This is a genomic window from Anaerocolumna xylanovorans DSM 12503, assembly GCF_900143645.1.
Taxonomy (GTDB): Bacteria; Bacillota; Clostridia; order Lachnospirales; family Lachnospiraceae; genus Anaerocolumna; species Anaerocolumna xylanovorans.
In genome coordinates this window covers 1-22590 of record NZ_FRFD01000005.1, presented here as the reverse complement: position 1 = coordinate 22590, position 22590 = coordinate 1, and the positions used below count along the sequence as shown (strand labels likewise).

The window sequence follows — 22590 nt, the reverse complement described above, 5'->3', positions numbered from 1 at the left end:
ACCACAATTTACTCTTTCCAATACATTACTAATACTTTCAACATTTTGCACAATTCGCTCTTAACTGCCGGCAGTGTTATACTCATATGATAATCCTGCCGGCACAGCCTCTGTAACAATCTTCATGCATTTGTCCCAGGCAGACTCCTTATTTCTTCCTACCCTTCGAAAGTGCCGTTATGGTATTGCTGCCGGCACTAAACCCGGTATCTTTTCCTGTCTGGTTCCAGCCAAGCTTCTCCCAATAAATAAGTACTGCAATTCTCGTTCTGTTCCCATAGTTTCCGTCAAGCGCCAACGGAATAAAGCTCTCACCTGCCAATACCGAATTCAGCTTTTCCTGAAGCCACTTAATATCCGTCACAGAAGATTTTTTACTAATCGTCTTTGTTGGTGTATACGCCTCCGGCACATATTTTACTCCCGTATAATCACAGATTCCTTTACAGATTTCCTGGGCAGATTCCTTCCAATAGGCACTGCTTCCCATCATCTGCAAGGCTTCTTTTTCGTTGGTCATAAAACAGAGCTCTGCCAGAATAGAAGCTTTCGTTCCAAGGGTCTTACAGTTGCACATGGCAAGAGCCATCTTGCTGATTCCCCTGTTCGTCTGCTTGGTCCCCTGTACAAGGTATTTTAATACGCTTTTAGCAAGTTTATCTGATTTGCCGCTATAGGTGTTGTGGATATAGATTCCTACCCCTTCTGCGGAATTAAATGCATTTCCGTCACCATAGGCATTATAGTGTATGCTGACAGAATAATCACATTTGGCTTCCCGGATAGCTGCCTGCCTTTCTGTTAAAGGGGTATCCGCATCATCCTTCGGATTATCATCCTTAAAACCTGTCATAACCGTTTCAAAACCACAGCGCTTTAATTCTTTTATAAGGTTGTAGGCAACTCCTACCGCTGCTACATGCTCCCTGATACTGTCTCCTTTTTTAACATCTGCTTTTCCGTCCTTATTAAAATCCACGTCTGTAGGTACCGGAGGAGTGCGCTTTCCGGCGGTATTATAGCCATGTCCTGCATCTACTGCTATTTTCATATATTCTCCATTCCGCCGCCTGGGGCGGCATAAACTTTAACTACGGACATAATATTATATTTTTGATAAGTCGAAAAAGTGCATTTTTTTATAAGCCTCTTAAATTGCTGCCAGCACCGCCCTGGTTTTATTTCCTGCTTCCCATCCGGTACTTACTCCATTCTTATTCCAGCCAAGCTTCTTCCAATAAAGAAGCAGCGCTGTTCTGGTCTTTTCCCCATAGATTCCATCCACAGCCAATTCCCTAAAACCTGCCTTCCCCTTAAGGCAGCCATTAAGCCTATCCTGCAGCCAGATAATTGCCAAAAAATCCCCTCCCGGTGTTATGGCTTCTTCCGGCCCTTTTGCGTACACAGCCTGTAAGTCGTATTTCCATAATTTATAGGCTTGGATTAATTCCACCAGCTTAATGCTGTAACAGGTATCCGTCGCCCATCCGTCTTTCCTGATAAGCTCGCAGGCTTCCCTGTAATCGGTAATTCCTTTTAAGTTCGAGTATCTGGGATATCCAAGAAATTTGTAATAGCCTGCAATGCCCTCCTCTAAATTGGAATATCTCCGGAACTTCGCCTTTATGGTATAAGGAACCCCTTCCGCTGTCTGCTCACAGGTAGCATATTCCTTACAGGCCGTGCCGCAGGTACTTGACCACTTCATGCCAAAATAATTGTAACAGTCCTTTGCTAACCCGGACTTTCCCCAGCGGGATTCTAAAATAGCCTGGGCTATGGTAAGGCTTGGAAGTATCCGGAAGGCAGGATAGTGTTTTATGGCTGCGACTGCTATTGCTTTTATAAAATCTTCGTTTTTCATAGTAACCTCTTTACTGTCCTTTCTCTATCAGGTTTCTCATAGCTTCATAAAGCCCGGTACTTGCCAGTCCGCTGATCATTCCGCTAAGGACTACTGTCATATTGATGCTTGGGATATTGGCAATTACATTGATAACCGTCCCAAGGATCAACATAGCTGCCGGTATGTACTGGTTATCAAACTTCTTAATGTTCTTAAAGGCATATCCTAAACACAGGCATATCCCAAGGGTAATTACATTGATGTATTGCAGTAAAAATGTGATATCCATATTCTTTTACTCCTTTCACGGGCTTATCTAAGCCCTATCTGCAGGGCTATAAAGCCCAGAATAATTGTTACCGTTCCAGCCGCCAAGAGCCATTTGAACTTATCCCATTTATCGGCATCTCTGCCCTCCAGTTTCGAAAGCCTTTGTATCGTTTCGTTCAAATCAGCCCGCATATATTTCGTTTCGATAGCCAGTTCTTTGATGGCAGTAACAAGGGAGTTATTTTCCTTCATTTCTGCTTCCATCTCGTCCAGCCGGCTTTTATTTGACTTGGAACGCTCGTCTACTTTTATCAGAGCTTTTTCAAGCTCATTTACTTTTTCTTCAATTAACATAACCCTCCTTATTAGATTTCAAAGTGCGGCTTTTACTGAAAACTATAGGGTATCTGATAACCATCCCAGATACCCCACTTTAACTGCCTATCTGTGACAGTCCCAGTTTAAAGCTCATTTAATATTTCTGTTTTTTCTGTTTCAGTCAGCTTTACATATTCCTTTAAGCTATCCTCTGCCGTTCGATTCTCTGATTGCATCCTGCTCTTAATGGCATTAACGAATATTGTTTTCTTCCATGTTGGCATATTCTATCCCCCCATTATTTCGGCTAGTGCAGTGTTTAACGCTGCAACCTGTTCACCAATGAGCTGTACTTCTGTTTTTAGCAAATCCTCATATACAGGTTCGTGTGGTGTCTTTGTAGTGTCAATGGATTTCAGTGTTTTCCCTTCCGGGATTTCAAGTCAGAGAAATGGGACTCCGGCAGGCTCCTGTATGTTTCCCTGGGCCTGATAAAATATTTCACCGGTTGTGTCATAAATTATTACTGTTTTCATTTTTTTGTTCCTTCCTTATTCATATGCTATCCAGTTATGTCGATCGTACAATCCATCAAAAACTGGTAATTTAAATCCAGTATTAGCCACATATGCATTTCCTGTTAGCCTAAAATGTCTGCCTGCGGAATTAGTAGGCGTGTCTATATAGTTATATGTCAGCTGTGTGGCGATAGTCATGATTAATGGTACTCCAAGATAACTTTCGTCATTGCTATTATAAATGGTAAAATTTGTTGGATTACATTTATAAGGCCACGTAATTATAATTGATGGCTTAAAATTTAGACCTGAAACTTCCACGAATACTGATGTCACACTAAGTCCACTACTTGTTATAAACGTTCCGCCTGGTTGAATATTAACTGTTCCGCTTGCCCATCTCTTCCCCTCTATAGCGGTTCCCACTACTCCAAAAATGGATTTGCCAGAAAGGATGTTTCCAGAAAATAAACCAGAGCTGTAAGCTGACACCCATCCTCCTATAGAACTTCCATCAGAAGAACTTCCACCAGGGTTATAGCAGCCCGGTTGTGGCTTCAAGTACACCGTTCCACCTGATGTATACACATCCTTTGCTGCCCAATTGGCGCGAGTGTCGTTATTTGGCATTATACCCGTTATTTTATTGCCATTTACATAAGCTGTATTCCCCGATAATATATTTGGCGCTGTGGCAGTAGCATCCGCTGTATCTACTACACTGCTTTTGCCAGACACACCAAAAATACTTTTACCGGCTTTTATATTATCTGAAACAAAGTTAGAGTCTGCCGCATACACCCATCCCGATAACTGTGTAGGATTATTATGGTCTCCATTTGGATTATAATAGCCTACAGGAGGCTTAAGAAGTATTTGTGTATTAGCGGAATACATATCAGTAGCAGTGTAATTTGCTTGGCTTGCTCCTGAACAATCAGGCATGGTACCTGTTACTTTTGCACCTTTTACATAAGCTGTCATACCTGCAAGTATTTGCTCCGCCTTTGCCGTGGCATCCTCCGTATCCACTCCGGTCTTTATCTGGCCAATAGCCGTTGCAAGCTGACTAAAAGTGGCATCTGTTGGTACTGTAACTTTAGGGTCTACGCCAGTAATAGCCGTCTTTATAGCGGACTTACCATTACTGGCTGACTGAAAAGCCTGGTCTGCCTTATTACTTACGTTTTTAATCTGTTCATCGATAATATCAAAGTTCTCATTTAAACCTTCGATATCAACGTAATCATTAAGCTGTTGCTTTTCTAAATTATAATTGCTTGTTTTTTCTGCCATATTAACCTCTTTCCTGAATATCCAATCTTCGATTGGATATTCGCTAATTGGTAGTTGAAAAATTTATTTTTCAACCTAACTCCTTTCTCTGATTACTTTCCATGTATAAGCTTTTGCTTCCTGCCAGGTCATATTGCTTACATCCTTCCAGGTATTATAGGTATACTCAAAGGCAAAGGACAGATGGGCGGGCTTTATTTCCTCTATGGTCAATGTAAGGTCCGCCATATTGGCCGGGATGCCTTTGGTTCCCACAAACTTTACAGTAAAGTAGTTATTCTTCACATCCTCAATTACCTCTACCTCTCCGTTGGAATAGGCACTGGCGGTCTCTGCAAGCATCTTTTTGGTCACCGTTCCGGTTCCTCTGGCCTTTGCCAAAATCCTTTCCCTTCGAAATCCGTCACTCTTTGTGACATCTACCGTAATTCCATAGATTTTCTCATACCTGCTAAGGAGAGCTGTGGCTGTGTTGATAAAGCACTGATTGACCGTTTCCTCAAATTTAAGAGCCGCTTCTTCTGTTTTTACGGTAAGTATTCTCTGAAGCTCTTCCATCGTTTTGTTTCCCCCATAATAAGGGGGTAAATATTCCATTAGATTCAACTTAATCCACCTCCGATAGGGTGATTGCTCCTGCTATTGGCATCTGGGTATCGTCAATGGATATATTTCCTGTACCCCCATTTAAAAGGAGGTCGGTATAATCAGATATTCCCGCCGTACCTAATAGAAGACTGCCGATTTTGGCATAGCTGACTGAGTAGGCTTCAAAGATGGTTCCCTTTAAATATTCGGCTACAGCTGCCGTAAAATCGGCCGATACCTCACTTAAGAGCCTGGTTCCATTTAAAGTTATCTTTGCTGTTACTGTAATTTCCTTACTTGCCGGGCTGGTTACCGTAACAGCGGCACCAATAGGCCTTACCGTCTCAATATGCTCATATACCTTTGCTTCCAGGCTGGTATCAATAGACATACTGCTGTCTACGATCATCACCTTTACCGTACCGTTACCGTTCCAGAGGGGATACACCTTGGCATCTCCCACTCCCGGGACCTCAAGGGCCCATTTACGGTAATTATATGCATTGCCGCTGGTACTGGGTGACTGGACTAAAGCATAGAATCTGGCTCTTAGATTCTCGTCATTTTCCTCTTCCTCGCCGGCCGTAATGATATCAGTAAGGCTGGCTGTAACATCACTTATGTTATCAATATTTACAAGAGTACCGCTGTAATGGTTACCTATTTCTCCTGCCTGTTCACATTCTCCTTCATAACTATTTGGAACACTACCTCCTCCGGTGCCAGCCGTAAGCTTTCCCGTAACCGTATAAGTGGTTGTCTCCAGTCCCCATCTGCTGCCTATTGGAATCTCTTTATTTGTGGTTATTTTTCTGATTGCTTTGGTAGCAGGCTTTCTTGTAATACCGTAATCGGATACTACACGGTCTAAATATTCATCCACAGCAGTGTCGCCAAATACCAGGTCAATAAAGTTATCCATATTAAAATAGGTTTGGGCAAGCTCATAGGCACAAGGAGCCAGGGCATCATATATAATACTTCCTTCCCTTTTATCCACATCGCTTCCTACACGGCTTAGCATGTCATTTAATATGGTTTCGTAGGTCATTGTTTCGAACATTAATATGTCACCTCCTTTGTCACATTCAAATCTCCGTAGATGCTCTTTACCAGAAAGCTGATGTGGAGCTCATCCCCATTTTCCTCGAACTCAAAATCCGTTACATCACTGATCCTTTCATCGGAGAGAAGGCATTCGGATATCCTGCGTTCTATTTCAATTACTACATAGTCCGGGTCCTTTCCGATTAAGTCCTCCAGGGCGATTCCATAGTCAAAGCTATAGATGGGGTATTCGTACTTTTCCGTATTTAACATCTTATAGACTGCCTGCCATACCGCATCTGCATCCGTAATATATCCCTGGATTTTATCAGGATAGAGGCCATAAGTTCTGCTGCTTTGCACTTCTGTCTCAATTATCAGGTCATCTTCTAATAAATTTGCCGGAATCATTCCACCACCTCCAGTAAATAGTATTGCTGCCCGCCATGGTTTCTTAAGAGCCTGACTTGTTTTCCCGGGGTCAGCCCTTTCTTAAGGTTTCCCTGTACTAACTCTAAGGGCAGAGTCAGCCTGTCACTTATCTGAATTCCTTCCTCCACTACTGTTCCGGTAAGGAGCATACACAGCTTTGCATTATTTAGATAATTCTCTATTATTATTTTAATCTCCTGTATCATATCATTACCTCCAGGCTCATGGTGTGATGAGGTAAAAACTGATGGGTAACACTCTTTACGATAAGCCGTTTATTAAGGCCTATATCCTTTATATATCCATCAAAGCTGGTACCTACCCGTATCTTGGTATTTCCAAGGCACTCAAGGCTTACGCTTTCTGCCTCTCTGTTATAAAGACCTAACAGGCTGTCCGCCATTTTCTTTACCTGTGCACTGCTGTAGTTTTTATCAACCTTCTCAAAATATTGTAAAAATCCATAGGTGTAAATCGACTTGTCATCCTTTACCACTTCTACATTGGATTTCTTTGCCTCTTCATCCACCGTTACCAGCTTTATCATGTTATAAAATTCATCATCAATGGATTTCTCATACTTATAGTCGTAACAAAGACTGGCATCACCAAGTATCAGATTTAATTTAAGATCTCCTATTTCACGCAGCGTTATCTTTCCGAATTCATCCCTTAAGACATACCATTTTCCCTTAGCCTTTAAAGTATCACTGATGGCAGAATAGATAATATCAAGCCAGGTCTTATCTTCCTGAACTCCCACCGGAAGAACAAATCCTGCTTCCGCTATAGTCCCTTTAGTTAAATGAAAATAATTGCACATCTTATGGGTCAGGGTGGATGCCGTATCTTCTTTTAAGAACAGAGTGTCCTTCGCTTTACAGTAACGGAGCTGGTCATAGGCAGTGACGCTTATCTCCTGATCCCGTCCTCTGCTGATTTTAAAGACACGCCCCTGGAAAATGCCTACACTGTTATAAATAAATCGCACAATGCTTCCGTTTTTTATATCCAGTTCCTTCTTTATGTAGGTAAATTCCAACTTGCTGCAGCCCTCATTTAATGTTTCCTGAAAAGAAATCTTTGTCACCAGTTCACTGATGTCATAGACCTTGTCACCGGTTTTTATGATGAAATTAATCATGGGATCACCAGCTTCCATCCGGGGTGAATCAGGGCAGGATTTTTTATCTTATCCTTGTTGGCTTCATATATCTTCGTATATTTTGTCCCATCCCCGTAATATTTTTTTGAAATACCAATCAGTGTGTCTCCTGATACTACAATGTGGTATTTATTTTTCTTGGGATTTTCCGCGTCATTTTTCCCTTTTTCAGGCTTACCCGTAACTTTATTTATTTCATAATAGGGTATTTTATTAAAATCCCGGTATTCTATAAGCTTGAAGGATACATATTTATCCCCTTCTTCTCCGGCTTTTTCGGATATGGACATCTCTTCAATCAGCACCAGGGTATTAATCCTGTCTTTATAGAGGATCCCTTTTTTTGTAACACTGCCGGCTAAGAATCTTACCGGTACTTTTTTCTTTCTCCACTGGGCAAATACATCCAGGTATTTCTTTGCCTCTAAGAATTCTTCCTCTTTCTTAACCTTCACATAACTGTACTGCATGTGGGGAAACTCACATTCAAAGCTGTATTCTTTCAGTTCCATATAAGTTGGAACCGCAATCTGCCCAATCTTTAATACATTGTATTTTTCTACTGCCTGACTGTTTGATACACTGATTTCTTCCGGAGTGGTAGGCAGCCGGTAGGTTGTTCCATTGTAGTCAAAGAATATTGCGTACATTAATATACCCCCTCACTTGCCATGGCAATCTGCTCCCTTAGGATCTTCTTGATTCTGCCTGCTACTTTATTGGCATCAGCTGTCTTATGAACATCTCCGAACTGCACGGATATATTAGGGGCAAGGGAGTTGGTGGCAACATTTGCAATGTAATCCCTCTCTGCAATATTTTTTAAATATTCCTTATCCTCATCCGGCATTTCCACATTCATGGAACCTCCTGCACCTGTTCCTTCTACTTTGAGAGGTTTTGTCTGGTCTCCAAGAATGTTTTTACTTCCCTGGAAAGGGGAAGTAGAACTCCCAGCAGCGCCCCCTTGAAAAGGGGTGTAACCCGGACTCGTCACAGGGTCTTTTGTCATGTATTTATTCAGCGTATCATTAACCGAATTTACGGCATTCTTTGCTTTTCCGGCAAAGTTACTACCGGCTTTTTCTCCATTTAAAGCGGCCTTTTGAACATCCATAGGAGCTTTATAGTCCATATAGACCTTATTTCCCATATCTCCCATTGCTTTTGTTTTTTCTGAAGATAGTGCATCGGTCATTTCAGTAATCCCTGCTGCTATATTTATTTTTTTCCCTGTCAGCTTACTGATAAAAGAAGAAAATCCCTTTCCAATTTTAGTTATATTGCTTAATGCAGTAATCGCAAGGTCAAGAAAAAGAATTTTTATATTCGCTATAGCAATATTAAATGAATTACCCAAGAAATTTACAAGCTCTGCTGTCCCATTCCATGTGTCTATAAAAAAGTTATAAATGTTTGCTCCAAGTTCACCGATATAACCTCCGATTGCAGTACATACCTGTTCAAAAGAAACTCCCATATTTACTAAAATTCCAGTGACCGCCACCAAGAGTCCCACAATTAGAAGAATAGGCCAATTGATTGCCAGCCACGCTGCAGCCTGTGCAAGTAATGGAGGTAACATTCCCCATAATGAGGTTATCATAGACACAAGGGCTACTCCTCCGATAAAGCCTAAAATAAATCCAATTATATTCCAATTTGAAATGATAAAGTCGCACACGCTTGTCGCTACATCTCCCAACAAGCTCATACCTGCTATTATTTTATCTATAAACTGCTGCACCTGGGGATTTGCTATTATCTCGTTTATTTTCTCCAGTACACCGGAAGCCGCCTGTAATGCTCCTTCTTTTAATTTGTCCCAGGTCTCTCCAAAGGTCATTTTGGTATTTGCAAAGGCTCCATTGATATCTCCACTCATTGAGAACATTGCATTTTTTATCACATCTGCCGTAATTTCTCCCTGATCTGCCATTTTATACAGGTCTTCTGAAGACTTACCCGTATAGCTTTTTAAGGATTCCATAACAAGAGGGGTGGTTCCTGAAGCCGCCTGTAAGTCTTCACTTCCAAGACTCCCCTTTGATAGCCTGTCAATCATCTGGTTCATTGCCGCTCCACGATCATCAGTTCCCCCTGCTACAACGGCTTTTTGCATCAGTTCCGCAAAAGCAACAGCGTCATCATTCTTCTTAAAGGTATCACCCGAGGTTGACAGCTTTGCCACATAACCCGACATGTCTTTATAAGTGCTTCTGGAGCTGCCTGCTGCCGCAGCTACTTTTTCATGGAATTTATCCTTAGATGGCTGGCTTCCGTCGTAAACCTTATCCAATTTTGTATTGGACACACTAAGACTATCTGCTAAGTCAAAGGCTTTTGTTACATTTTTCAGTTCTTTGAACTTTCCTATTAAGGCCTTTACCTTATCTCCAGCCTTTGATGCGCTGCTTTTTGCACTATCCAAAGATTTTCCCAGCTGGTTGTTGACAATCAGCATATTGTTTGTGACCTTGCTATAATTTATTGACGTTTTATTTACTGCTGTCAAATTCATGTTCATTGATGCAATCACTGTATTAATATCTGCCATTATCTACTCCTGCCTCCTTTCATCTTTATTTTGTCTGCTTCCCTTCTCTCCGATTCTACCCTTACCATAATACTGGCATAGACAAATGCCTTTTCTCTCTGACTCATGGCGTCTAAAGCGGAGGGCAGAATATGGAGCTTTTGAAGTGCAAAGTGTGCCAGATTGAATTCGGCATCACCTTGCGTTATTCGTTTTTTGCTTCTTCAATATCCTCATTAATATCCGTATCCAGCCCGCTTAAGGTCTGTACTTCAGAAGCAAGAGTAGCGTATTCTCCCACTAGCAGCATATTTTTTAGAACTTCCGTATCTCCAAGACCGTACTTTTCCTGGAGCTTAGCATCATTGAGGTTGGGAAAAACCACCGCGCAGGCAGTAAGTGCCTGTACGTACTCTGTCCGGTTGAAATTCTCCACTCCCTTTTTATCCTTTCTGGTATACTTTTTGATAAGCTGTTCATTTTCTTTCTGGGTAATGGGGTGGATAATGAAAGGAATGACCTTCCCCTCCTCCATAAAACGGTTGGATACTATAACTTCTTTATTTTCTACCTGTACAGGATTTAAGAATGCTTTTAATGAACTCATATTTGTTCTCCTTTTCTTTGCGAACTGAATTTTATATTTTTATTTTTTAAATACCGCAGGCTGCACCTATGCATTATTTTCTGCAGCCTGCAACAACAGAGAAATTCTTTATTCGTTAAAACCTTCCGGCTTGTTAAAAAATTTAAGCTTGTCTATACCGTCAAAGGTAAAATCTGTATCCACCGTGATGGGATCATCGGACTGGTCATCAAGGTTTACAACCGGTATTGTCTTTAGCAGGACATTTTTGAGTATTACCTCCTGCTTGCCAACGCTGGATTGGGGATCTTCATTGGTTACCTTCAAATCAATGGTTCCGAATTTGCCGCCGCTCAAATATTCTACCGCCAGTTTTAACATGTCAGAATCCATAAAGTACATCGTCATGCTTCCGGTTCCTTCCGCCCCTACTATTTTGTGCTGTGTCATACGGTTCCCAAGGGTCTTTCTTGACTGTACGGTTAAGTCCAGCTGTGCTTTTAAAGCGGAAACTTCAAATAGCGGCCTGGAAACACCGTTAATAATGATAAAGGCTGTGCCTTCCTTTGCAGAAATCGTGTCTGCCAATCTTAAATATTGATCTGTCATAGTTTTCATCTCCTTCTTTATGATAAGCTTACAGTTATGTACATCTTCTCAATGCTGTCCACCGGCTGGATATAGCAGTTGATGATAACAGAATCGGAATCTGTACCTTCTTTTACTTCCACATCCTCGGATTTAAAGTTCTTGATAGCAGAAAGCTCTCCAAGCCTTCCAAAGTACTGAATCAGAGTGGCACGAAGAAGGGATCTTCCGTCCTCGTTATTACTCATTGTACCCACGTAATTGGCTTCAAAAATCTCTGTGATATCATTGTTAATACCCTTTAGCGTACGGATAACACGGTTCTTGGTAAATGCCTTTCCCTTCTCTTCTGTCAGAGTTGTAAGTGAGTTGATATCATAAACTGCTGTTACATTCTGTGCAGTGTCCACCTTTAAGATGAATTTTCCTGCTGATACGGCACTTTCCATTTCTGCCTTGGTCATGCGCGGAACCACATCAATGGCACCGGTATATTTCTTGCCGGTATTGGACTGGCTGATTTTCGCTCCTGCGGTAATACCTGCTACCCAGGCAGTTGTCTGTGCCGGAGTCAGAATGCTCTGATCGGATAATTTTACACCGTGGGCAACGTTGATGATATTTTCTGAATTTCCTGTGAAATTAGCAAGTACTGCCTGTATTCCTTTGCCTTCATTTGTTACCATTGCTGTAATCCAGGCTGCAATAGCAGTCTTAATGGCATCAAAGTTCTGTCCGTCATAAGGATAAACAAGTACATCAAAATCCATTGTTTTAGCTGCTGTAAGCGCTGCCTCTACTTCGGCATTTGTATGGGAGGTGCCAAGGTTGTATACCTTTACGGTATTGGCTCCCTTTAAGGCTTCTCCTGCCAAAAAGCTGTCCTGGCTTGTAATGCCGCTTGGATAGTCATTATCCGTTGCTGTTACGGTATAAATATCTCCTTTGGTCCCTTTACTTACTTCCTGTAATAAAAGTACGGTTCCCCTGTCCCCCGGTGTAATGGATAAGGGCGCATTGGTTAAGAAATTAATATAAGCACCGGGTAATATTTTGTTTTGGTTGTTCCATGTTCCTGCCATGTTAATCCTCCTTTATATTGGTTGATAATTCTTTCTGTTCCATCTTTGTGTCACTGGTTTCCCCTGCAACAGTAAACTGTGTTTCAAAGGTAAAATGCAGTACTCCCTGGGCCGTAGCGGATTTCTTTCCCTTAAGCCGGTATTCTAAAAGGTGAAAACTCTCTAATAACGCTATTCCTTTTTGGTAGCAGTCATTATTCGTCTGCCCTGTTAAATTACTGTAATAGGAAACATCAAAAGACAACGAATAATTCTTTCTGCCTCCCAGCCCTCTTCCCTTTACCGCGTTTGTTGTGGTAACAAGAAAAGCCGGTTTTTGATAACCATCAGGCAAGTCCTCATCATATACCGTAACCCCCGGAAAAAGTTCTGTAAGCTTTGCACTTATGGCATCCTTTAGTTCTTTTCCCATGGCTTCCCTCCTTCTTATTTTGTTTTTTCCAGTAGCTGTCCGGTGTGAATTATGCTTTTCAATAATTCACACTAACACCTATGCATTTCGCAAGTTTACTTACGAAACTGCCCAAATAGAAAGTGAAAAATGTCATTTATTTTTCAAACCAAACAACTCCTGATAGGCTGTACGTACTCTTTCTATTTCTTCTTCTGCCCCAAGGACTTCACCTTCCGGAGTAAGAACCAGCCTTTGCTTGTCCATTTTTTCAAAAATAAGCTCTGCATATTTATAGGAAGAAAGTCTTTCTAAAAGCAGTGAATATAGCAGAACATCCCTGTATTTTTCCTCGTCTTTCTTCTTTTCCTGTCCTGCCTGCCATAAAAGCCCCAACATCTCTTCCTTTAACTTTTGGCAGATAAGATTAGACCCTCTCATTTCGTCAATTTGTTCTTTCTGGTGCATAACCTGCCACTCCAGCTCTTTTTTCTTCTGGTTAATCTCATCAAACCTGGCTTTTGGAATGAAGACGCTTTGTTCTTCTTTGTAAAGTGCAAGTACTTTTATGGAAATTTCTTCTGTAAGACCTAATTGCAATAACTGCTTCTTTTTCATAAAATGTTCCTCTCAAATACATTTTTTCACATGGTTTAGTCCAAGCAGCTGAAAACCTCAAAAAACAGCTTTCAGCTTTCGCATTGCGTAAGTATAGGGCATAAAACTCCCCTGATATATTGTTTAATAAAAGAAGAATCCATTATCAATACCATTAAAACCGTATATTTTAAGCATTTTTCTTTACACAAGACAGCACTTGGCATCTTGTTGCTATATCTACTTACTCATTGCGTAAGTACATAATACCACTCCGCTTCTATGTTGTCAATACGTATTACGTAAGTTTTATAAAATATTTTTGTATTTTATTGCGTAGTACGAAAGATTATGATATAATTAACTTAATTTAACATAGGAAATTTCGCACAAAATATGGACTGGAGTGGATTTTATGTCTGTTTTGCAGGAAAGAATTAAAGAACGAAGATCAAGCTTAGGAATGACCTTATTAGAGGTGGCTGACCAATTAGGGATTAAAGAAGCCACTATGCAGCGCTATGAAAGCGGTGAAATAAAAAATATCAAGCATGAAACAATTGTTAATCTGGCAAAGATTTTTCATTGTTCTCCTTCTTATCTGATGGGTTGGGAAGACAGCATTGTCCCTACCACAGCTGCCCACAAAGAGGATAACGAACACTGGACGGAAGAGGAGCTTCATAAAATCGAAGAATATAAGAAGCTTCTATTGGCGGCCAGAGCAAACAAACAGTAACGTTAAGGGGAGATGTGAATGACATACGAAGATTTACAGACGAAATATGACTATTTGTATGTAAAAGAAATGAATCTTTACGAGGTGGAAGGGTTAAAGGGTCTGTATGTAGACGGCTGCATTGCCATAGACAAAAACCTTACCTCCGTTGAAAAAAGCTGTGTCCTTTCCGAAGAAATCGGGCATCATCTTACAACAGCAGGGGATATCCTTGACCAGACTAATACTTCCAACAGAAAGCAGGAATACCGTGCACGGCTTGCTGCTTACGATATACAGATAGGTTTAGAGGGTATTATCCGCTCCCACGAAGCAGGCTGCAACAGCCTCTATACTATGGCGGAATATCTGGAGGTAACAGAAGATTATCTGCTGGAGGCACTTAGCGCTTATGAGAGAAAATATGGCGTTTATGTTGCCTGCAGGAATTATATTATCTACTTTTCACCCTGCCTTGGAGTGTTAAAGCGTTTCGATTAAAGAAGGGAGCTTCTATATGACCAAAAGGGATATAAAGTTTTTACTGACGGATTTGGAGATTTTACATTCCAAAAAGATAACCGAAGCAGAGGCTGCTTCCAAAGACCCGCAAATTATTTATCACGAAAATAATGAAGTCTATGAATGGAAAGAGCCCGAGCTTACCCATGAGGATATTGTGGAAGCCCTCCTTGCCAAGCAGACAGAATCCATAAATGCAATTAAAAATATCTGCTCTTTTTTTGCCTTCGTGCTGGCTGCATTGCTTTTATTGGGTTTTATCCTGTTGCTATCCGTTCGCTTTTAGATGCAGCTTCTAATTCCTGTTGTCTATCTATACTGTACACCAAGCAAGGTAAATGTTAGAAAGAGGACGGTTTATGCACCATCCTCTTTCTATATTCGGCAAGGAGTCCTTTCCGGTATCTTTAAGATTTCAACTCCAATTCCAGCACGGTGTCCTTCTCATCATAAAGCCCTGCTATTTCAAGCTGCACAAAGGCATCCTTGGGATACTCCGAACCATTCCAGGGTCTTTCAATCCTCACTTCTGCCCCATCTTCCAGGATACGGGCTTTTTTAATCCTTCCTTCCAGTCCGGGAAGGCGAAATGATCCTACTCCCCTGTCAAAAATATGAGCATAGAGCATATTTCCTTTTTGAGTGTATCTTCCCCATTCCGGTTTTTCAAGCTCACTCTTCTTGCAGCCATAGATACTGTCTGAATTGACCCGCATCCATTCTCCGATTTCCTTTAAGACGCGGATACTTTCCCTTGGAATCTCTCCCTTGGCATTTGGTCCGACGTTAATCAGCATATTTCCATTCTTACTGACACATTCCACAAGCATATGTATGACGTTCTCTGTTGACTTATATTCCCATGGTTTATTCTTGGCATAGCCCCAGTTCTCATTTAAGGTAAGGCAAAGCTCCCAGGGTATGGATCTTCCAAGGGAATCTACCTCCTCCGAAGAAGGCATTATACATTCAGGTGATACAAAATCTCCGGCATGAAGATCCGGCTCTTCCTTTCTTGCATCCCCTCCAAGCCGGTTATCAATTACAATCTCCGGCTGAAGTTCTCTCATCATAGTGACAAGTTCCTTCGCTCCCCAGGTCTCCTCTGACATATGCTCAAATTCTGTACCTTTTAAGTTCTCGTTTTCATAGGAAAAGTCAAACCACATCAAGTCAATCTTTCCATAGTTAGTAAGCAGCTCCCGCACCTGACCATGAAAATACTCCACATAGTTCTTCCAGTTATGTTTTGCATTCTTAAAGCTTTCTTCTTCACGCATGGGATGCTGCCTGTCACCATAATGAGGGTAATCCGGATGATGCCAGTCCAGCAGGGAATAATAAAATCCTATCTTTATCCCTTCCTCCCTAAAGGCTTCCACATATTCCTTCACCAAATCCCTCTTACATTTGGTATTGGTGCTTTTATAATCGGTATAAGCAGAATCAAAAAGGCAGAATCCATCATGATGTTTGGTGGTTAGAACTGCATATTTCATTCCCGCTTCCTTTGCAAGCTTAGCCCATTCCTTCGGATTATATCTTACCGGGTTAAATTCTTCAAAGTACTGATTATAAGTTTCTATAGACATTTTCTCTGTGCTGCGTACCCATTCTCCTCTGGCTGGAATAGCATACAATCCCCAATGAATAAACATTCCAAACCTTGCATCCATAAACCATTCTGTTCTCTTGGCTCTCTCTTTAAATAATCCCATCACGCTCTCCTTTTTTTCTTCATTGACAAGGTCAGTTTACCATTACTATAATAATTATGTAATGCAAAATACAAACCTAAACTTGAAAAAAATTAACCTGTTATCGAAAGGGGTATTTCATGGATACTTTCAATATAAGCAATCTGTCAAACTTATATATTGACTACTATTACGGAGGATATTCACACCTTGGAAGGTCCTGGAAGGGCTATGACGTTCTATGTCCATTTTGCAAAATATACTACATCACTGAAGGAGAATGCGAAATCAAAATAAAAGGAACGCCTTATTCCGGGAAAAAGGGCCGGATGTTTTTCATCCCTTCTCAGACAAGACATTCCTTTTATCATATAAACGATAATTTTATTACAAAATACTGGATTCATTTTGACATCAAGACCGGAGAGGGCAATCTCTTAAAATATCTAAACCTGCCATATTATATTGATGTAACAGATGATGCCGGCATCGCGAACCATTTTCAGGACATCTTCCGGTCCGCAAGGGATAATTCCCTGCCTAATGCCCTTAGGTTAAAATCCTCCCTGCTGTCCCTCTTTTCAGACTATATTGAGAAGTCCCACCCAGTGCCGGCGGTGGTTTACAATGACAACCACTCCGACTTTAATGGGATTATCACTTATATAAATAATAACTTGGAGAAAAAGATAACTCTGGAGGACTTGGCTGCCAGAATGCATATGCACCCCAACTACTTTATCCGCTTATTTAAGAGTAAAATGGGAACTACTCCTTTCAACTATGTTAATACCTTAAAAGTCGAAAGGGCAAAATCCCTTCTTGAAAATACCCTGCTTCCGGTTTCTGAAATTATGCTCCAGGTAGGTTCCCAGGATTTAAGCTCCTTCTCCAATTTCTTCAAGCACTACACCGGCTATAATCCCGGGAGCTTTCGAAAAGCCTTCGGAAAGGCTCCTGGTCAGGGTGCACCTAATGTTCCACCCTTTTAGCATTATTTTTATCCCCACAAAGGCAGCTCTGCAAAGAGATTTTCCTGGTCGGAATTAATCCAGCCTTTCTTTCCCTTGCTGTTAATTATTCTAAAATATGCTTTCCCTGTTTTTGATACATACATCCGGTCAAAAGTAACCTTATCTCCCTTTTTCACCTGGTAAACAGCTTTCTTTGAACCCGCCTTCTCATAGACAGAAAAGCCCTTGACCGCTTTATAAGTATATTCTCTGGAAAACTTCGTCAGGGTATAGGTACTTGCCGGAACAATGGATATCTTATTATCCTTTAATATAAAGGATACATAACAGTAGTAACATCCGGTTGCCTTGGAATAAATCGGAGTATCAATAGCAGTGGTAAACTTGCCCTTCCCATCGGTTTCTTCGATAGAATACCGGTAAGTACCAAAGTTCTTTGTCAGTTTATCAATATCAAATTTTATCTTATTAACTATTTTTGTTCCGTCATACTGTACAAAAAATGCATTTTTGACACCATCGGATTCCATTCCTGTATGAATAAACAAATCCAAATGATTGTCGTTCTTATACAAATCCAGGATAAATACTCTGAAAAACAGTCCGTCATCCGTCTTTGTCAGGCACAGCTTTTTATTGATATACAGCTTTATGGTAGCCGTATGTTTCTCGTCATTCTCAGTTGTCTTATACTGTATGGTATCTGCCTTACCATCGCCGTTTAAATCATATTGATACGTGGTATCCTTATCTAAGATTTTAACTCCATCCAATCCGCTGCTTTTCTGCGCAGCAAAACTACTTCCTGTCGCCAGTAACAAGCCCATCGTTAAGATACCCAAAAACAAAATCCCTTTTACATAATTGCTTACTTTTAATTTCATATTTATAACCATGCTCCTTTCAAAGTCTGGAGACTTTGTGCGCAGCACAAATCTCCGGTTGAAAGAATTATATTCTTTCAACCTTACACCCATTGCATATCGCAGGAAGACCTGCGATACTGCCAATTACATTGTGGCACCCCTTCTTTTTCTGAATTTTCTTTCACTCTCCACCGCTCCTATAAAATCGGATATTCCTTCCAATATTATATATTCCTTAGTATATGAAATCAAGGAGAACCGCAAAATCATTTCACCCCTCCCTTATAAAGCAATAAACTTTCCATTACAAATACTCTCCCTGTTTAGATAAATATAAAATATCTTCCAACGCGTTTTTTATAATTACTGTATTGACTTCCAAATGTCTCTTCCAGAAATTCCTCTTCTTCCAGTATCTGAAGGTGCATTAGTGTTACAGCCAGAACAGCCATTATGATTAGTACTACGTTTCCAAAAGTGATGCTTACTCCTATGTACGTCAAATCAAATCCTAAAAAGGCAGGATTTCTGCTAATCTTATAAATCCCCGATGTGACCATAGTCGTCTTATCCTGATCAGGAATTCCCGCCCTCCAATTATCCTGCATTGTAATCATAGCAGTAATGAATATGCAAGTACCCAGTCCAAATATCATCAAGCCCAAGCCTCGTATTATCAGACTTTCGAACAGGAAAGTATTTGTTATAGCACTAATCATCATTACTATAGTGATAACTGTACTAAAAATTCTTAATAGCTTCTCTATTATGATTGTCCGAATTAATTTATTTCCCTCTCCCAGTTGATTAGTTTTTATTCCCCGGCTCTTTTGATTAGATAGTTTTAAGAAATAAGCAATATAGAATATTAGGATTTCGATAATTCCAATTATTTGTATCATAGGGTTCCTCCAATAATAATAGTTGAATAATTGTTCAACTATTATTATATTGGTAAATACCGGTTGCTGTCAAGATTTTATAATAGAAATGGTAATTAACTTTCATTTGATACAAAATAATAGAAGCAGCAATGCAATCGTATTGACACCGGTAATATCGGTACAGGCTTCTGTCAAAGAAATAACACTGAAAACTTCTATGTTGTCCATCCGATAAAGACAAAATCAGAGGGCTGTCCACGCCCTCTGATTTTGAGTCATTCTCATATTATTTCATTTAGTTCCATTTTTCTTATTTCACTTTTACTGTAGTTGATTTACTGCTTACTCCGCTTTGGTTTTTTACATACGCAGTAATATTTATGCCTTTTTTTAACTTAGTCTTACAGGTCACTTTCCATTCCCCATTTTTTCCCACGGTGGCGGAATAAGTACTTCCTCCCGTTTTTATGTATACCTGCGTACCAGCCAAGCCAGTCCCCGATATTTCTCTGGAACCGCTTTTATAAGATGTAACTTTGGGAGCAGCAGGTTTCTTGTTATCTATTCCTCTTATTTCAAAGGTGACATCACAGAAATAATTATCCTTACTGCTTCCGGCAATTCTTGCAGTATAAGTTCCATTTTGGGTTGTATAAAATGCATTCTTTTCCAGTGCGTTTTCTCTGTTTTCAGTCTTCCAGGTTTTTTCATTTTGGATATCTTTATATGATGCGGTACCCCCTACAACTCTTATGGTTCCGTTTAAAAAATTCTCCAAATAATTTTCATCATAATCAAAAGTAACCGTTGCGGAAGACTTATCGGCACTTAAAGTAATTTTATCCATCTTAATTCTGGCTGATGCAGGCATAAAGCCCACATAACTCGTTGTTGTTGACACAACATATCCATTCCATCTGCTTATTTGATAATAATATGTGCCGGCATCTACATAGCAAGCCAACGTATTGGTATCATCGGTACTGGGATGCACTTTCGCTATTTTCGATGTTAACGCAAAATTAGAAAACAAACTACAATCCGTATATTTATCATCTTCAAAGAATGTAATAAAAATCCATCCTTTTTCTTTGACAACGATTTTATGGGGATTCCCTGTACCACTCCACTTTGTAGTGATTACGTCCTGGCTGCTAAATTCTATATCGTTATCAATTAAACCCTGTAAATCATCCGGACTGGATAAAATAGAGCATAAAACACTTCCATCCGCCTCCTGCACTGTTTCCGGCTGTTCATTAACCTCGCTTGCCCTCACATAGTTTGCAGGTACCAAACTTAAGACCATAATGATTACCAAGCACTGTTTTAATAATTTTTTCATCTTAATCCCATCCTTTATTTTATTTTGTCATACTTATTATATCGCTTCATAATTTTACCATACCTCAATATATATGTCCATTCCTTATTCCATATTTTGGTCACTTAACGATCAGTCTTTTTATCCTTTCCTATCCAAAATCATGTGTATCATCTAATACCAGGGTCTTTCAGCCATACTCTTTTCAACCCGAAGTCCTTTAATCATATGTGAAATAGCCTCTCCCTTATCTTTATAGGTTTTTATTATTTCCACACCTCCCCGTTCACTTGTGCAGAATACCTGCCAGCCATCTGCTGCTTCTCTGATTCCAATCTGGTTATCCGTGATAACACTTCCGTCAAAGGTATATCTTTTGTACCTGCCAAGCTCTTCTCTTGCTATGATATCCATCGCTTCTTTATAATCCATGCTATTTTCCTCCCTGTTTATTTAATTTTTTTTATGATTCCCAACTCCTCCAGTATGTTTACCGGCAACGGCAGCTGATACTGAATGCCTCCTCCATCCGATCCAAAACCACCAGCTATCTTACCCTGATAGGATTTCAGTTCATCATAAGATTTGATATTCTTATATTCCATGTAACTATCGATTTCTTTTACCAGTTCTTCATCCTTACATGTAGTTATGTACTCTTTTAACTTGCTTAAATCATCTGTAAATTCATATTGGTGGTATTTACTGTCATCTTCCACATATGGCAGCGAACGTTCATCATAACTATATGACTTGCCATCAATCACAGGTGAAGTGAAGGTACCGTTAGAAGGTCCATACCGGTCTATTACCTCTCCCTTTTTAGGATCATACTCGTCTTTATCAGCCTCTCCGTTCGCTTTCAGAACATATCCATTTTTGGGCACCTGATCCCAATCGATTCTTTTATCTCCATTTAGAACTGTCATATTCTTGGGAATCTGTACATCCTCCGGCAGCTCACCTGTTACATCATACAAATCTGCTTGTACAGCGCCATAATTTACTTTTAAATAAATATAAAGTTGCTCCTTTGTCAAGGTAGTCTTGGCAAGAAGCGGATTGGTTGGTTCCGGTGTGGGACTTGGTGTTACAATTGGTGTGGGAGTTGTCTCCGTTTCTTTTCCGGCATCTGTTTTAGTCGGCAGATAGGTCTTATCCACCGTCTGTCCGTCTCCCATAAGCCATCCCTTGGTAATGGCCGTCTGCCTTATGGTAAATTCAATGTCCAGCGGCAGATAAGGAAACAGCTTCACCTTATAGGTGACCACCACCAGGATATCATCTGACTGACTCGGAAACAGCATGGAGCCGGTAAAATCCAGCCCTTTTAAATAAGAACCACTCCCGTCCGGCACCACTTCCAAGGCTTTTAAGCATCCCTCCGCCGTATCTCCCGGTGCCCGTTTCAGATGCTTTTTAATCAGGGCACGGGACACCGGTTCTGCAATCAGCTTGGATTGTGCTACTGAGATGCCCTCACTGACAATCATTTTCGCCATACCGAACATCAGCTGCTGGGGATTCTCTGCCATGGCTTCTATCTGTGCCTGAACGGCAGTGACCGATTCCTTTAACTGGCCTGCATCCTCTTTTATATCTCCGCTCCCGGCAGAAACTGTATCATAGACATTTTTTATGGACTGGCCGGTCTTGTCCCAGGAATCCAGTCCTCCTTGCAAATCACCGCTTAGGGATTCCGCCATTCCTGATGCATCCTGGCTAAGTGATTGTATTGCCTGAAAGGAGCTATCCACGTTTTTAATGACATCATTGATTTCGACCCGTGTTCCCCCTGCCGCCTCGTTTAACTGATCCAGGCTCCCCTTAATCCCAGTTAGTCCATAAATATAGCTGTATTGGGAAATTTCCTTGGCGGTATTGTTAATTGCCACTCCAATCTTAGTCTGTGCCCGGCATAAGGTAACTACGTCATACAGCATCATGAATGCAAACAGGAAAGCCGTTAAGGCGATGGTTGCCTCTATGGTAACGGAACCCCTTTTCCATCTTTTTCTTTTCATGGATACTCCTCCTGATAAGTTCTTTGGTATATATTTAGATGCGAAAACACCTGGTATCCTCTAAAAGGCCGTTGTTGTCCTCTGTCTTAATGACAGCTTCATAAAGAGCGGTTTCACCTCCAGCACCGCATCCAACTGCAGATAGGTCCCGCTGTTCTTTAGCAGGAAACCCTCTCGCTTTAAATTCATATTGCTCTGGATCACATCACCCATCCAAAGCAATGTTTTTTCCTGATTCGCCATCAGATTTATCATCAGGTATATACAAGGATAATCAATCGCTGTATTGCTAAGAATACAGAGAGGCTATTATATTCACAT

At 40.6% G+C, this 22590-nt stretch carries 29 protein-coding genes; 4 read left to right on the top strand and 25 right to left on the bottom strand.

The genetic code is table 11. The features are described from left to right. Positions 1-148: 148 nt before the first annotated feature. The 18 genes from BUF11_RS08515 to BUF11_RS08430 all read right to left on the bottom strand — a co-directional run bounded on the left by BUF11_RS08515 (position 149) and on the right by BUF11_RS08430 (position 13281). Entirely contained in the window at positions 149-1051 is a 903-nt protein-coding gene (locus BUF11_RS08515) for an N-acetylmuramoyl-L-alanine amidase (RefSeq protein ID WP_073588432.1), read from the bottom strand. A gap of 99 nt (positions 1052-1150) precedes the next feature. Then, positions 1151-1864: a glucosaminidase domain-containing protein gene (locus BUF11_RS08510; protein WP_073588431.1), complete on the bottom strand. Its 714-nt coding sequence runs from the start codon at positions 1862-1864 to the stop codon at positions 1151-1153. A gap of 10 nt (positions 1865-1874) precedes the next feature. Continuing rightward, positions 1875-2135, bottom strand: a complete 261-nt coding sequence (locus BUF11_RS08505; RefSeq protein ID WP_073588430.1) for a phage holin family protein — start codon at positions 2133-2135, stop codon at positions 1875-1877. Positions 2136-2158: 23 nt separating this feature from the next. After that, a complete protein-coding gene (locus tag BUF11_RS08500; protein ID WP_073588429.1) occupies positions 2159-2470 on the bottom strand; it encodes a hypothetical protein in 312 nt (103 codons plus the stop codon). Positions 2471-2577: 107 nt separating this feature from the next. Continuing rightward, positions 2578-2718 carry a hypothetical protein gene (locus BUF11_RS24305; RefSeq protein ID WP_175562022.1) on the bottom strand — a complete coding sequence of 47 codons (141 nt, stop codon included), beginning with the start codon at positions 2716-2718 and terminating at the stop codon, positions 2578-2580. A 267-nt stretch (positions 2719-2985) separates the two neighbouring features. After that, positions 2986-4248 (bottom strand): hypothetical protein, encoded by a 1263-nt coding sequence (locus tag BUF11_RS08495; protein WP_073588428.1) that lies wholly within the window; start codon positions 4246-4248, stop codon positions 2986-2988. Between the two features lie 75 nt (positions 4249-4323). After that, entirely contained in the window at positions 4324-4845 is a 522-nt protein-coding gene (locus BUF11_RS08490) for a putative phage tail protein (protein ID WP_242952357.1), read from the bottom strand. 10 nt (positions 4846-4855) lie between these two features. Beyond that, entirely contained in the window at positions 4856-5899 is a 1044-nt protein-coding gene (locus tag BUF11_RS08485; protein WP_073588426.1) for a baseplate J/gp47 family protein, read from the bottom strand. After that, positions 5899-6294, bottom strand: a complete 396-nt coding sequence (locus tag BUF11_RS08480) for a DUF2634 domain-containing protein (RefSeq protein WP_073588425.1) — start codon at positions 6292-6294, stop codon at positions 5899-5901. The genes BUF11_RS08485 and BUF11_RS08480 overlap by 1 nt, the downstream gene beginning before the upstream one ends. Then, a complete protein-coding gene (locus tag BUF11_RS08475) occupies positions 6291-6521 on the bottom strand; it encodes a DNA helicase (protein WP_073588424.1) in 231 nt (76 codons plus the stop codon). The genes BUF11_RS08480 and BUF11_RS08475 overlap by 4 nt, the downstream gene beginning before the upstream one ends. Next, a complete protein-coding gene (locus BUF11_RS08470) occupies positions 6518-7459 on the bottom strand; it encodes an XkdQ/YqbQ family protein (RefSeq protein WP_073588423.1) in 942 nt (313 codons plus the stop codon). The genes BUF11_RS08475 and BUF11_RS08470 overlap by 4 nt, the downstream gene beginning before the upstream one ends. Further along, on the bottom strand, positions 7456-8130 hold the full coding sequence (locus tag BUF11_RS08465) for a LysM peptidoglycan-binding domain-containing protein (protein WP_073588422.1): 675 nt from the start codon (positions 8128-8130) through the stop codon (positions 7456-7458). Before BUF11_RS08465 ends, BUF11_RS08470 begins: the two co-directional genes overlap by 4 nt. Then, entirely contained in the window at positions 8130-10037 is a 1908-nt protein-coding gene (locus tag BUF11_RS08460) for a tape measure protein (protein ID WP_073588421.1), read from the bottom strand. The genes BUF11_RS08465 and BUF11_RS08460 overlap by 1 nt, the downstream gene beginning before the upstream one ends. Before the next feature lie 184 nt (positions 10038-10221). Further along, the gene (locus BUF11_RS08450; RefSeq protein ID WP_073588419.1) at positions 10222-10623 is read right to left on the bottom strand and encodes a phage tail assembly chaperone; all 402 of its coding nucleotides are present in this window, start codon (positions 10621-10623) and stop codon (positions 10222-10224) included. Between the two features lie 108 nt (positions 10624-10731). After that, a complete protein-coding gene (locus BUF11_RS08445) occupies positions 10732-11211 on the bottom strand; it encodes a phage tail tube protein (RefSeq protein ID WP_073588418.1) in 480 nt (159 codons plus the stop codon). Positions 11212-11228: 17 nt separating this feature from the next. Next, the gene (locus tag BUF11_RS08440) at positions 11229-12272 is read right to left on the bottom strand and encodes a phage tail sheath C-terminal domain-containing protein (RefSeq protein WP_073588417.1); all 1044 of its coding nucleotides are present in this window, start codon (positions 12270-12272) and stop codon (positions 11229-11231) included. Between the two features lies 1 nt (position 12273). After that, positions 12274-12684, bottom strand: a complete 411-nt coding sequence (locus BUF11_RS08435) for a phage tail terminator family protein (protein ID WP_073588416.1) — start codon at positions 12682-12684, stop codon at positions 12274-12276. 132 nt (positions 12685-12816) lie between these two features. Then, the gene (locus tag BUF11_RS08430) at positions 12817-13281 is read right to left on the bottom strand and encodes a phage scaffolding protein (protein WP_073588415.1); all 465 of its coding nucleotides are present in this window, start codon (positions 13279-13281) and stop codon (positions 12817-12819) included. Positions 13282-13675: 394 nt separating this feature from the next. Between BUF11_RS08430 and BUF11_RS08425 the strand changes: the two genes are divergently transcribed. The 3 genes from BUF11_RS08425 to BUF11_RS08415 are packed head-to-tail and all read left to right on the top strand — an operon-like array spanning position 13676 to position 14786. Then, positions 13676-13999, top strand: a complete 324-nt coding sequence (locus BUF11_RS08425) for a helix-turn-helix domain-containing protein (RefSeq protein WP_084558561.1) — start codon at positions 13676-13678, stop codon at positions 13997-13999. Positions 14000-14017: 18 nt separating this feature from the next. Next, complete coding sequence (locus BUF11_RS08420; protein ID WP_073588414.1) at positions 14018-14479, top strand: ImmA/IrrE family metallo-endopeptidase; 462 nt, start codon at positions 14018-14020, stop codon at positions 14477-14479. A gap of 16 nt (positions 14480-14495) precedes the next feature. Then, complete coding sequence (locus BUF11_RS08415) at positions 14496-14786, top strand: hypothetical protein (protein WP_073588413.1); 291 nt, start codon at positions 14496-14498, stop codon at positions 14784-14786. 121 nt (positions 14787-14907) lie between these two features. On the opposite strand, the gene BUF11_RS08410 is transcribed toward BUF11_RS08415, so the two are convergent. Further along, entirely contained in the window at positions 14908-16218 is a 1311-nt protein-coding gene (locus BUF11_RS08410; protein ID WP_073588412.1) for an alpha-L-fucosidase, read from the bottom strand. Positions 16219-16337: 119 nt separating this feature from the next. On the opposite strand from BUF11_RS08410, the gene BUF11_RS08405 reads away from it, so the two are divergent. Continuing rightward, complete coding sequence (locus BUF11_RS08405; protein WP_073588411.1) at positions 16338-17189, top strand: AraC family transcriptional regulator; 852 nt, start codon at positions 16338-16340, stop codon at positions 17187-17189. Between the two features lie 8 nt (positions 17190-17197). On the opposite strand, the gene BUF11_RS08400 is transcribed toward BUF11_RS08405, so the two are convergent. The 6 genes from BUF11_RS08400 to BUF11_RS24015 form a co-directional block, all read right to left on the bottom strand. Next, entirely contained in the window at positions 17198-18055 is an 858-nt protein-coding gene (locus tag BUF11_RS08400) for an SH3 domain-containing protein (RefSeq protein ID WP_139243350.1), read from the bottom strand. A 305-nt stretch (positions 18056-18360) separates the two neighbouring features. Then, the gene (locus BUF11_RS08395; RefSeq protein ID WP_073588409.1) at positions 18361-18939 is read right to left on the bottom strand and encodes a methyltransferase family protein; all 579 of its coding nucleotides are present in this window, start codon (positions 18937-18939) and stop codon (positions 18361-18363) included. Between the two features lie 292 nt (positions 18940-19231). Continuing rightward, positions 19232-20266, bottom strand: a complete 1035-nt coding sequence (locus BUF11_RS08390) for an Ig-like domain-containing protein (RefSeq protein ID WP_073588408.1) — start codon at positions 20264-20266, stop codon at positions 19232-19234. A gap of 153 nt (positions 20267-20419) precedes the next feature. Beyond that, on the bottom strand, positions 20420-20677 hold the full coding sequence (locus BUF11_RS08385) for a hypothetical protein (RefSeq protein ID WP_073588407.1): 258 nt from the start codon (positions 20675-20677) through the stop codon (positions 20420-20422). Between the two features lie 17 nt (positions 20678-20694). Beyond that, positions 20695-22269 (bottom strand): glycohydrolase toxin TNT-related protein, encoded by a 1575-nt coding sequence (locus tag BUF11_RS23775; RefSeq protein WP_084558560.1) that lies wholly within the window; start codon positions 22267-22269, stop codon positions 20695-20697. Positions 22270-22329: 60 nt separating this feature from the next. Then, positions 22330-22512, bottom strand: a complete 183-nt coding sequence (locus BUF11_RS24015) for a hypothetical protein (protein ID WP_175562021.1) — start codon at positions 22510-22512, stop codon at positions 22330-22332. Positions 22513-22590 lie beyond the last annotated feature (78 nt).